The organism is Bacillus sp. FSL R9-9497, assembly GCF_038005805.1.
In the GTDB taxonomy this organism is placed as follows: Bacteria; Bacillota; Bacilli; order Bacillales; family Bacillaceae_G; genus Bacillus_A; species Bacillus_A cereus.
In genome coordinates this window covers 3,490,791-3,502,775 of record NZ_JBBOTY010000001.1, presented here as the reverse complement: position 1 = coordinate 3,502,775, position 11,985 = coordinate 3,490,791, and the positions used below count along the sequence as shown (strand labels likewise).

The window sequence follows — 11,985 nt, the reverse complement described above, 5'->3', positions numbered from 1 at the left end:
ATATATAAAATAAAAAAGGGAGAATCCCATGAAGCGAAACACATACATCGATTTCCTAGCTTATTACGGAATAGGAAGTGCTCATCCTGGTGGTTTTACGTTAACAAAACAATTGTTAGCACAACTGCCTTTTAAATATGGAGCGAATGTCCTTGAAATAGGTTGCGGTACGGGAAAAACAGCGGCATATATGACAAGGGAATTTGGTTATAAAGTAACAACTGTTGAAAAGAATGAAATTATGATTCAAAAGGCAAAAGATAGATGGTTGTTTGAAGGGTTAGATATACAATTAATTGAAGGAAGTGTAGAGCATTTACCGTGTTTGAATAACTCATTTGAGTTCGTACTTGGAGAATCAATCATCGCTTTTACAGACAAAGAAAGGGTTATCTCGGAGTGTTATCGTGTATTACAGCAGGACGGTAAGCTTGTTGTCATTGAAATGATTATTGATAGGCACATTGATAAGGGTGAGGAAGAAAAAATCGCCCAATTATATGGCATGAAAGAACTATTAACTGAGAAGGAGTGGGTACAATTATTTCAGAAAGCAAATTTTAAAAGAATTACAATTGCTGGTGGTGGCACGATTGCAGAAACAATCTCTGGCTATGTAGAAGAGCCAGAATGGAATGTATCCTCACATATTCCGAATGAGTTATATGAGGCGTGGATACAGCATGAAAATGTACGGCTTATGTACCAATACATTTTAGGGCATCGTATTTTTATATGTGAAAAATAAAGAAAAAGAGTTGGCTAAAGGTAGCCAACTCTTTACTATGTTAAATGAAAAATAATGCAGCTAATGTAATTCCGAAGATGAAACCAAATCCGAGTTCAACACCCCAGCCACAACCGCCGCCTCCCCAGCCGCCGCAACCACAACTACTACAACCACGACCACCACATCCGCAGCTGCTGAATCCACCACCGCATCCGAATCCACAACTATCACACCTGCTAAGGCCTCCACAAAGGTCACAACCACCGTTTGCATAAGCGTCGTAGTATCCGAACCCTGAATCAAAAGATGAGCGCTGTTGCACCGGTTCGATCCATACAGAGTTTTGTGTCACATCGATTATTTTACCTAAATGTATACGGCCATCACGGTCTTCAATCCGAACAACTTTTCCGAAATAACGTTGGCATGTATCATAACATTTTTGTCTATGCATATTCTTTTCTCCTTCCGCATTACAGTAATACGATATGTAAGGGGGACAAGTGCGGCTTGTACGAATGCCCTATCTATCATAATTGTTATAGGAAAGGGGAAATATAAGAAGAGGATATATAAGGAGGAAAAGGCATGAAATCTACAGATCAGTTTCAGACATACGAAGTACCGTGGGAAGATTTTATTGAAGCGTTACGAGAGGAAATGAAGAAGCAAGTAGGGGCAGATATTATTGATACAGTAGTTTGCAATTTAGAAGATGGTTTTGAAGTGTATACATATGTGCAGGGGGATTTAGATTTTGAATATAAGGAAGCGCTTGAGAGAAAATACGGAAGTGATGCGAAGACACCTAATGTGTTAACGATAATGTTATTAGCTAGTATTTATAATACAAGTGAAGAGAATATACGCTTGCATGCGGATAATAAAGAGAATCCGATTGTTGAAGTGTATGTAAAGCAATGAAACACGCTGTGGAAGGCGTGTTTTTTATTTGTATGATAAAATGTTAGAAAATTAAGAAAGAAGGTGAAGGATTGGGAATTAAACATCTTAATTTAACAGTTACAGATGTAACAGCAGCTAGAGAGTTTTTAGAGAAGTATTTTGGTCTAATTTGTAGTGGAACAAGGGGAAATGGCTTTGCAGTTATGCATGATAATGATGGATTTATACTAACTTTAATGAAAGGAAAAGAAGTTCAGTATCCAAGAACATTTCACGTAGGATTTCCACAAGAAAGTGAAGAACAAGTAGATAAGATAAATCAAAGATTGAAGGAAGATGGATTTTTGGTCGAGCCTCCTAAGCATGTCCATGCGTATACGTTTTACGTTGAAGCACCTGGTGGATTTACAATAGAAGTGATGTGTTAAGTCAAAAATCAAACTTTTTGTTATGTGTTTTTAAAATAAAAAGTAGGAAAAGTCTGTTTTAAGTGTGGAGCTTAAACAGGCTTTTTTACTTATAGTATCGGATAGAAAACGCTAGAAGGAATAATATTCAGTTCTTATAACTGTTTACATAATAAAATTATGCTGGGTTCGTTGTCCTAAAATACAAGTCATATATCTTGTTTCCTCTCATAAATTTAAACATAGGAATTTGTCTACAAAGGTGGCGAAGCCTCATCATGAAAATCCGAATTTGTGCCACGTTCATGTTGTTTCTATTTATATGTTTACCTTTATCAGCTTTTGCAAAAGGAGAGGAGGCAAAGGAAAGGGTCGTTTCACTTGTATATGACGATTCGGGCAGCATGAGAAATAACGATCGCTGGAAATATGCCAATTATGCTTTGCAAAGTTTAGTTGCGCTATTGGATGAAAAAGATAAATTTTCTTACGTTCCAATGAGTAAGCCGAATGAGCCATTAAACATTTCGTTAACGAAGGATAAAAGGCAAACAGAAATTGAGGGAATTGGAGCATGGAAAACGTATTTAAATACTCCATTTAGCGCGGTAGAAACGGCGATGCAATCTATAAAAAAGGAAGCAGATATAGATGGAAAACGTGAATTTTGGCTTATTGTATTAACTGACGGGGCATTTAATGATTTAGAGAAAGATAAGGTTGGCGGAAAAGAACAAATTTTGCAGAAATTAGCCCAGTTTAAGAAAGAAATGGATGCAAAAAAGATATCGTTACATCCAGTCTTAATTACGATGGAAGAAGATTTAGGACAACAAGAAAAAGAACAACTAAATACGTTCAAGGAAATATGGAAGAAAGAGATAAATGGTGTTACGATGCCGTCAAGCGGAGAAGATGGCATTGTAAAAAGTGTAAATCAAGTGGCAGCATTAGTTGCAAATCGTGATCCATTCTCCTCTGTTGAATCGATTGTAAAAACGAAAGTAGTGGGGAAAAGAGTAGAGATTACAACACCGTTTCCATTAAAGCGTATGACGCTTGTACGACAATCGCCTTCTCTGCCCGATTATCAGGTCACACAAATTTCTAAACCATTACAATTGCAATCTTCTTTTTCCATACATGCACCAGGAGAAGCAAAATTGTTCGGAAATATAGTTCATATAAGTACGGAAAATGAGGAAGTTATTAAACCAGGAACTTATACGATAGAAGTGGACCAGGACATTGAGAAAGAAGGACTACAAGTACTAGTTGAACCAGCGCTTAATTATACGGTTTCTACTTATGACAAAGATGATAGTAGTCAAAAAAATGTAGAGAAAATGTACGAAGGTGTTACTGCTGTTATTGAAGCAAAGCCTACGGAGTTGCCAGTTCAGTCTTCTTACTTTCAGGCAGAAGTAGAAATAGACGGAAAACAATATGCAATGAAGTGGGATGATAAGAGGCATGTGTTTTATTACGAAACGAAGCTTGGTAAAGGGTTAGTACGCGGGAAAGTTCATATGAATATAAAGGGGTTTTATAGACAGACGAAAGAATTTAAAATTGAAACAGCTGAGAAACCGAAATTATCACTTCAAACTGTTACAAAAGATTATGAAGAAAAAGTGACAAATTTAGAGAATAGTAAACCATTTGTTTTACAACCACAGTTAGATGGCAAGTCAATGACAGAAGAAGCTGTAAAAAAACTATTAAAATCTACTGGTGTCACATCTAAACAATCAATCAATTATGAAATAAAGCAACATGGAAATCAAATCTATGTTTATCCTCGTCCCTATTACTCCGACACATTTAATTTTACAGATACCGGCACCGTAGAAGCTACCATCGTAATGCAGGATTCAAAATTACAAGAAGTAAAGAAAAACATAACATTCCATATTCAAGATGCTCCGTTTTATGAAAAATATGCGCTTATTTTTAAGTTTGTCATTCCTATCACTTTATTACTACTAGTAGTAGGAATCATTGTTTTAGGATGGATTGTTCGGCCAAGATTTCACCGGAAAGCACTACTGTATTATGAATGGGATCAAGAGGTAGCGAAAGATTGGCTATATCAATCTGAACCAGAATTACTTCGAAATAAATGGTGGAACCATTATTTTGGTATCCCATTTAGAGCAGAAAGAAAAACAGTGCAATCCGTTACGTTTATAGCGAAGAAAGGTTCGAAATCTGTCTTTGTAGCGAAAGAATCACAAGTAGTTGGAATGATTATTGATGGAATGTTTATAACAGAGGATGAAGTAGGAATGGAACATAAGACACTATATCCAAATGAACTTTTACTAATTGATAGAGGATATGGTAAAGAGATTTACAAGTACGAATGTGAATAGTAGGTAGGGATAAGAAGGGGATGGAGTATGGATTCTCTTTCCCTTTTTTCAAACAAGCAAGAATAGGAAGGTGGTTCACATGACATTACAAGTTCCAACAATATTAATTGGTTTAGGTGGAATCGGTAGTACTGTGACGCATCAAATATATGAAAAATTACCTGAAGAGCGCCGGAAAAAGGTAGCAATGCACGTATTTGATACAGATGTGAATACATTGAGTAAATTTGATCATATTCGAAAGTTTAAGACACAAACGAGTTCTAGTAAAACGCCCAGGGAGTATATTGCAGGAGATCCAACAATCCCAGAGTGGTTTCCGATGGATCCGACTATACTTGATAAACCATTAACAGAAGGAGCAGGACAGTTACGCGTCATTTCACGTTTAGCGTTACGTGCTGCGATGAAAGAAGATAAATTAACGTCCTTTTGGCAAGAAATTGAGAAAATTTTTCCGGTTACAAGTGATCAAACAGAATATGGTGTGCGTGTCATTATAGTAACATCACTAGCAGGCGGAACAGGTTCGGGGATGTTTCTGCAAATTGCATTATATTTACGTGAAATGCTTCGGAAAAAATTGCAGCATCATAACATTTTAATACGCGGTGCGTTTTTAATGCCGGATGTTTTAGTAAAGACGAGAACAGTTAGTGCGAAAGAGTTTGAAACGGTGCAAGCGAACGGCTATGCATCGTTAAAAGAATTACATGCTATTACGCTCGGTTCTACTGGAGAATTATCAAAACGCGGCGGTGTAACAATTGAATTAGAGTATCGCCCTGATCAAGTAGATGAAGACGGAAGAACGAATCATACAATTAAACAACATCATTTACCGTACAATTATTGTTTCTTATACGATTATGAAAACCTACATGGACACCATTTACACAATTTATCAGATTATATGGAACAGATGGCAAATACAATTTATTTACAGTTATTTAGCCCGATGTCCACAAGTCATTTTGCACAGGAAGACAATCAAATTCAGCAATTAGCAGAATCAAGCGGAAAAGGGCGATATTGCGGGGCAGGAACGGCAAAACTCATTTATCCATATGAACATGTGTTAAAATATTGTGCTTTAAAATGGGCGGTGCAAGGTTTAGATGAATCGTGGCTTCATTTAGATCAACTGTTTCAAGAGAAGAAGCAAAGATACGATCAAGATGTAAAACGTGGGATGCAACGTGAAAAGCCGGAGAGAGGTAAAAGTTATTTAGAGGACTTGGAGCATCTTGCTACCCGTCCAGAGCAAGCTCATATTTTCTATAGACAAATGTACAATGAAACACGTGAAGGAGCAGAGGGTGGTAAGATCGGAGTTGCGAAATCAAAACTGTTTTTAGAAGCTGTAGAAAGTTATGTACAACGAACGGTGCAAAAAGATGAGGAATTAAATCGTCTGCAACATGAGTGTAAAATTTCAGCTGCGAAACTGAAAATGATGGAACAAATGAAAGGTGAAGTGGCAAGAGTGGATCATGCGGTTCGTTTATATGCGTATGCAATTCCGAGCCGTGTACATGAACATGTAACGACACTTTTATATGACATGATTGAATCAGACCGCTTTTCACCAAGTGGTTCTGAAGGGCAGTCCTATCAATTAAATACATGGTTTTTAAAGAAAACAGATCCAGTTCACCCAGTAGCAGCACGTTTTATGTTATATGAAATTCGAAAGCAGTTAGTGGAAAAAATGAATCGACTACATGAAAATAATGAACAAAAGCGTAATGTAATTCAAAACTACGATAAAAAATTTAATGTGGGTAATATCGATGGAACGATAACGGCTGTACGCCGAGTAGAAATTGCTCAACAACAAGGCTGGTTCGGAAAAATGATTAATAATCAGCAACGTTTATTCAAAAGAGAATTTGAAGACATCGTAACGCAATATGTACACAAATTAAATGAATATCGAAAAGAAATGCTATTAGAACTTGTATATCAATCGCTATATCAAGCAGTTAATAAAATGATTCAATATTGGGAAAGATTTTTTGATAATTTACATGAAACACGTGAAAATTTACTGTTTGAGATCCAAAAGCGCAGTAAGGAATTTGAAGGGAAAACAAACCCGACGAATGTATATGTATTAGCTGAGGAACAGCTGCAAGAAAAGATATGGCAAGATATGCAGCAACATTTAAATTTAGGTGTACTACCGAAAGATATATCAGCGGAAATTTATATGAGTTTGTACGGTGAATATTGTCGTGATGCGAAAACAGAAGAGATTCAGTCGAAAAAGGTAGAGGATTTCTACCGAGAACATATACTGAGCTATTGTTATGACGAACTGCAAGTACGCTATCGTGATAAATTAGAACTGAATATCATTGAAGCGTTGCGAAAAGAAGCAGATTATAAGAAACGTGATCGCGATGAATACGTTCGTGAAAAAATTGAAGACCTGTTCCATTTAGCGAGTCCATTCGTTCCGAAAGTTGCTCATCATAGGGAATTACAATATTGGGGTATACATCCTTCTTTAAAGAAAGAGCTGCAAGAGGAATTAATTCAAGAAATGTTTAAAGAAAAAGATACAGTACATGAAGCCTTTTCGCCATTTGAAGTAATCTGTTATCGAGCGCATTACGGCTTATCGCTGCAAGATTTTCCTAAATTATCATCAGGACATATTTCAAACGGATTTATGAATGATAAAGGTGACTATTTCCAATCGTATTATCGCCGTGTAAATAAATTAAATAGTAAAAAATCTAGTTTAACGCCGCATTTAGATAAGTATTGGCACTTACCAGCCTTTATGCCAGATTTAAACGCGACTCAAACAAAATTAGATTATGATAAATGTAATCGTGCATTACTATACGCATATATGTATCGCTGGATTAGTTTAGTTGCTGTTGATGGACAATTTGTGTATCAATATAACGGTGTAGGACGTAGCTTTTTAATTCAGTCGATGGGGAAAAATATTTCAAGCGAAAGTTATAAATTACACAGAGCATTGCTTCATAATCCGTTTATTTATGAAAACATCTTGTCACGATTTGAAGAAGAGCAAGAAAAGGCGATGATACAAGGTGGACATTTATATACACATCCGTTCGTATTAGGAGCCCAAGATGTAAGATGGCTTAGAAAAGAACATGTCCACAATCTTTTAGATATGATTTTAATGTATGACCGTGAAGCAAAGTATGATCCGACATTAGAAGAAACATCAGATGAATTATTAAGACTATTCCTCGATGAAATCGAGTTGTATTTCCAGAACTATTACGGTACAGGTGCCGATATGGTGGCAAAGAAAGAGAAAGAAATGTTTATTAAACAATTGTGGGATCGCTCGCATGCAAAAGGATATGTAGATCCAAATAGCGCTCCGTATAAAAAATGGCAAAATTTATTAAGTGTTCAAGATGAAGAAGAAACGCCAAAAACGAATGTATAATGAATGAAAAGGGAATCCTTAAAAGTGGCAATACAACTTTAGAAAAGAGGGATTCTGATGCCGTTTTTAGGAAGTGTATATCAAATATTTGGATTGTATCCAGAAATTTATTATGGAATGATTTCAGCTGAACTTGCAGAGCAGCAAGGATTGGAACAAGCGGAAAACGAAGAACCAGAAACAGAAGTATAACTGTATAGGAAGCTTCAAAATAAAAATGATAACACGCTACTTGCTCTTTAGACGTATGAGAGCAAGCAGCGTGTTTTTTCTATTTAATAATCCCATTTTCTAAAATTTTAATAGTTGGTGCCACTTTCACATTAGCTTTTGAAAAGGCACTTGGCCAATCATCTTCAACTTGTTTCCATTCTTTATAGCGAAATGCTCTCGCATAATCACCAAATCCGAATGGATCGAGTTGCTGTTTTTGAATTTTGTGAATTAATTCGTTTAAATCTTTGTTTAGTTGTTTTGTAATAAGAGAAGTTAATTTTTTTCTATCACTATCCATATCCATGTTGAATGTAAGTTCAGATACGGCAATTTTTAAATCCATTTTAATATTAAATTTGAATCGGTTATCGCTATAGTCTGTACCGATATCATGATTCATACTAAGAACGTTTATTGTTATAAAATCGTTGCCCTTTGTATCTTTTAGATGGCTATTACTTTCAACTAAATTAGAGGGGATTTTCATTGTAAGTGAAACGGGTATATTAGCTTTCTTTTGCACCATAAGAAGAAGGGCACTTTCATAGCGATTTAAAGACATCTTATAAGCTCCACGAGAGGTTAATAGTGCCGAACCAGTAACAATAACATCTTTCTTCCCTTTTTTTATTTCTGAAATAGCAGGAGTTACCCCTTTATTAAAAGTTTGTCTATGAAATTCATGGAATGTCGTAAACACGGTCCGATTGTATAGTTTGTTCGTATTAATTAAATCTGTTAAATATTCAGGAAGAGCAGGCTTATCTTTGAAATTATTATATATAACAGAAGAAACGGGGCCATCTACTGCCACCATGCGCATATTTCCTGTATTTTTAGGATCGCGATACCAAACATCCAGATAAGGCATAGCTCCTTCTTGTTTTAAAAAATTCGTGCTAAACAATATGAGCTGTAACTTTTCTGTGGACACTAAACCGCTGCTTGAACTGTTAAACGTATCTTTTGCTTCTCGGGGTGTATGTACTTTCGCTTCATGAATTTCGTACTTTTTCTCTACATCTTCATTAAAAATAGGATTTACGTGATACACAATTAATTTTCCTTTTGCTTTTGCGTCAAAACCGTAAATTAATGAGATGGATTGTTTTTCTAAATCAAGCCGATCTTCACAACCTGCTAAAAAAATTATGAGAAAATAAAATATAATAAAACGAATAAAGCGTCTCATTTAAACTTTTCTCCTTTTCCAATGCTGATAAAGTGTCATGTATAAGAGAAATACAATCGGGAATAGAAAAACAATAAAATAACTAGCAGTTCCCCAAAATTCCCGCAACGCACTTATCTGATAAGAAGAAGGGATATAAAAGAATAAGATGAAAATACACCCGAATAATAAAAAATAAATAGGTAATGAACTCCCTTTTTTGTTAAGTAATTGATTAATTCCATCTGAAGCAGTGAAAATATAAGGAATACAGGAATCAAAAATAATAAAGAGATAAAATGATAAAAAGATAATTTCAAATCGCTCAAGAAATGAGAAGTGAAACGGTGTAACAAGAGAAAGAGTCGGCCATAAAAACTTTGTTATACCATCTGGACTAAAATAAATAAAAGAAACGAACGTGATTTGAAGATAAATAAATAACGTAATCAAATTCGCAATAATAATTCCTTTTTTTGCAGATGCTTTGTTAGTTAAATAAGGATAAAGGACAAATGCAAACTCGAATCCGAGAAACGCAATGATAGTTGATTTCACGGTGTTTAGAATTGGTAGCCATCCTTCCTTGATGAGAGGAAGAAGATATATAAAATGCCCATCTTTAAGAGGAATAAATAATAATAATGGCATCCAAAGTGTAAAGATGACAGTAAAAACAGCAAAGCGACTAATAATAAGTGCCCCTTTACATGCAAGCATAAGCATTGGAATGGATAACAAAATCATAATTAAAGACATAGGAGATCTAGGTAAAATCCAAATATGAATAACGTATAAGAGGGAAAAAATTAAGGAAACAGCTGCGAGTACAGCATATAAAATCCAAAAAATCATTACTACTCTTCCTAGCCATTTTCCAAGATAACGTATCAGCACATCAAGTAAAGTATATCCTGGATGTTTTTCCATGATTTTTACAATACATAGACTGACTAAAGTGGTAATGATACATCCGATAATAATAGACATCCAGCCATCTGTATTCGCTCCTTGTGCAACTTCACGCGGAAGTGTAAGTACGCCGAACCCAACTTGAACACCACTAATAGTTAAAATGTATTGAAATAAAGTGATCTCCCTCTTTGCACGTTTTGTCACTTATTCTCCTCCTTTTCCTCAACCTCTCTTTGCCGGTTATCTTGTTTTAATTGTAGAGATAGTGGCCGTTTCTTCATAATTTTCCATGGGAAACGTACAAGGGTATCTTTTAAATCCGAAGCATATGACGGAGAAAAAGGACTACCATATGGCACACCAAGTGATTCCATAGAAAGAATATGGATGATAATAATTGCCATTCCAACCATAATTCCAATGACGCCAAATAAAGAGGCGGCTATCATCATTGGGAATCGAAGAAGCCGAATTCCTGCTGACATTTCTAAGTTGGGAATAATGAAAGAGGCAACCGCAGTAATTGATACGACGATAACCATAACGTTACTAACAATCCCAGCTTGAACCGCAGCTTGTCCAATTACAATTCCTCCTACGACGCCGATTGTTTGTCCAACAGGTCCAGGGAGCCGAATCGCTGCTTCTCGGAGCATTTCGAGAACTAATTCCATTAATAAAGCTTCTAATATGGGGGGGAAAGGAATTTTGGCTCGAGATTCTCCAATCGTTAACAACAATTTGAGCGGAATCACTTCATAATGGAAGGAAATCATAGCAATATAAAGAGCAGGAGCAAATATTGCAATAAATAGCCCAGTGAAACGAAGGAGTCGTATAAAAGATGGAATCATAGGTCTGAAGCTGTAATCATCTATCGTCTGGAAAAAGGATGAAAAGGTCATAGGTCCTATTAATACGCCTGGTGAGCGATCTACAATAACGGCAATTCGCCCATCTAGAATATGATGTGCTGTTGTGTCAGGACGTTCAGTTATTGATAATTGCGGAAAGAGAGTAAAGGAATTATCTTCAACAAACCCCTCTAATTCACCAGTAGTAAGAATCGCATCAACTTTTACTGACTCGATACGGGATGCCATTTCTTTTACGACATTTTCGTTCGCAACATCTGCTAGATAAAGCAAAAAAACCTTTGAAGTAGCTCGTTCACCAACAGTGAATTCCTTCACTTTCAATTCGCGATTTGGAATATATCGACGAATAAGTGCAAGGCTGTCGCTCGCTACTTCATTAAATCCTTCGTGTGAGCTTTTTATGGAGCTCTCTGTTGTAGGTTCTTCAATACTCCTTTTTGGTGCCGCTTGCGTATCAAGCTCTAAAGCGGATAGTTGCCCGTTTATAAATAAAATACTTTTGCCGTGTAAAAGAGATTGTTCAATGTCTGTCCACTGTTGAACTTTTTTTATATTTCCGATAGAAACAGAAGCTTCCCAAAAATCGTCTTCATTCCACTCTTTAAATAAGAGAGGACGAAGAATGTTTACGTTAATAACAGTTTTGTCTACAAGTCCTTCCATATATATAAGTGCAGCTTCCTGTCCGTTTTTTAATGGAAAAGTGCGTGTTATTAATTCTGGAATATCGCTAAACAGTTTGGACAAGTGCTTTAAATTAAGGGAAAGGGAAGAAGAGATAGATTTATTTAATGCGTAATCAGCTTGCTCTTGGGTAGAAAAAGATTTTTCACCACGAATCCATTTATTAAAAGACCCCATTTGTTCGCTTACTCCTTGTTATGTTTTATATGGGTTATTATGGATAGTTACAAGCTGACATATGCGTAGTTTAAATTTTATATT

10 protein-coding genes are annotated in these 11,985 nt (G+C 35.9%); 6 read left to right on the top strand and 4 right to left on the bottom strand.

Annotated features, from left to right (window positions below):
• Positions 1-28 precede the first annotated feature (28 nt).
• On the top strand, positions 29-748 hold the full coding sequence (locus MKY21_RS17945) for a class I SAM-dependent methyltransferase (protein WP_137074744.1): 720 nt from the start codon (positions 29-31) through the stop codon (positions 746-748).
• Positions 749-788: 40 nt separating this feature from the next.
• Here the strand turns inward: MKY21_RS17945 and MKY21_RS17940 are convergent, their stop codons facing one another.
• Complete coding sequence (locus MKY21_RS17940) at positions 789-1,184, bottom strand: hypothetical protein (protein WP_000554977.1); 396 nt, start codon at positions 1,182-1,184, stop codon at positions 789-791.
• A 134-nt stretch (positions 1,185-1,318) separates the two neighbouring features.
• Between MKY21_RS17940 and MKY21_RS17935 the strand changes: the two genes are divergently transcribed.
• The 5 genes from MKY21_RS17935 to MKY21_RS17915 all read left to right on the top strand — a co-directional run bounded on the left by MKY21_RS17935 (position 1,319) and on the right by MKY21_RS17915 (position 8,052).
• Positions 1,319-1,654, top strand: a complete 336-nt coding sequence (locus MKY21_RS17935) for a hypothetical protein (RefSeq protein ID WP_000842885.1) — start codon at positions 1,319-1,321, stop codon at positions 1,652-1,654.
• 71 nt (positions 1,655-1,725) lie between these two features.
• A complete protein-coding gene (locus tag MKY21_RS17930; RefSeq protein WP_109140469.1) occupies positions 1,726-2,064 on the top strand; it encodes a VOC family protein in 339 nt (112 codons plus the stop codon).
• A gap of 257 nt (positions 2,065-2,321) precedes the next feature.
• Positions 2,322-4,418, top strand: a complete 2,097-nt coding sequence (locus tag MKY21_RS17925; RefSeq protein ID WP_074624864.1) for a vWA domain-containing protein — start codon at positions 2,322-2,324, stop codon at positions 4,416-4,418.
• A gap of 79 nt (positions 4,419-4,497) precedes the next feature.
• Complete coding sequence (locus MKY21_RS17920) at positions 4,498-7,860, top strand: tubulin-like doman-containing protein (RefSeq protein ID WP_137074742.1); 3,363 nt, start codon at positions 4,498-4,500, stop codon at positions 7,858-7,860.
• Between the two features lie 57 nt (positions 7,861-7,917).
• Positions 7,918-8,052, top strand: coding sequence for a hypothetical protein (locus tag MKY21_RS17915; protein WP_001116174.1), 135 nt, complete (start codon positions 7,918-7,920; stop codon positions 8,050-8,052).
• A gap of 79 nt (positions 8,053-8,131) precedes the next feature.
• Here MKY21_RS17915 and MKY21_RS17910 read toward each other — a convergent pair whose 3' ends face one another.
• The 3 genes from MKY21_RS17910 to MKY21_RS17900 are packed head-to-tail and all read right to left on the bottom strand — an operon-like array spanning position 8,132 to position 11,901.
• Entirely contained in the window at positions 8,132-9,268 is a 1,137-nt protein-coding gene (locus tag MKY21_RS17910; protein WP_137070270.1) for a Ger(x)C family spore germination protein, read from the bottom strand.
• Positions 9,269-10,366: an endospore germination permease gene (locus MKY21_RS17905; RefSeq protein WP_086391347.1), complete on the bottom strand. Its 1,098-nt coding sequence runs from the start codon at positions 10,364-10,366 to the stop codon at positions 9,269-9,271.
• Positions 10,363-11,901: a spore germination protein gene (locus tag MKY21_RS17900; RefSeq protein ID WP_016118449.1), complete on the bottom strand. Its 1,539-nt coding sequence runs from the start codon at positions 11,899-11,901 to the stop codon at positions 10,363-10,365. The genes MKY21_RS17905 and MKY21_RS17900 overlap by 4 nt, the downstream gene beginning before the upstream one ends.
• Positions 11,902-11,985 lie beyond the last annotated feature (84 nt).

Bases quoted from the DNA above. Each gene is read 5' to 3' on its own strand.
- MKY21_RS17945 (WP_137074744.1), top strand. From the start codon at position 29: ATGAAGCGAAACACATACATCGATTTCCTAGCTTATTACGGAATAGGA.
- MKY21_RS17940 (WP_000554977.1), bottom strand. From the start codon at position 1,184: ATGCATAGACAAAAATGTTATGATACATGCCAACGTTATTTCGGAAAA.
- MKY21_RS17935 (WP_000842885.1), top strand. From the start codon at position 1,319: ATGAAATCTACAGATCAGTTTCAGACATACGAAGTACCGTGGGAAGAT.
- MKY21_RS17925 (WP_074624864.1), top strand. From the start codon at position 2,322: ATGAAAATCCGAATTTGTGCCACGTTCATGTTGTTTCTATTTATATGT.
- MKY21_RS17920 (WP_137074742.1), top strand. From the start codon at position 4,498: ATGACATTACAAGTTCCAACAATATTAATTGGTTTAGGTGGAATCGGT.
- MKY21_RS17915 (WP_001116174.1), top strand. From the start codon at position 7,918: ATGCCGTTTTTAGGAAGTGTATATCAAATATTTGGATTGTATCCAGAA.
- MKY21_RS17910 (WP_137070270.1), bottom strand. From the start codon at position 9,268: ATGAGACGCTTTATTCGTTTTATTATATTTTATTTTCTCATAATTTTT.
- MKY21_RS17900 (WP_016118449.1), bottom strand. From the start codon at position 11,901: ATGGGGTCTTTTAATAAATGGATTCGTGGTGAAAAATCTTTTTCTACC.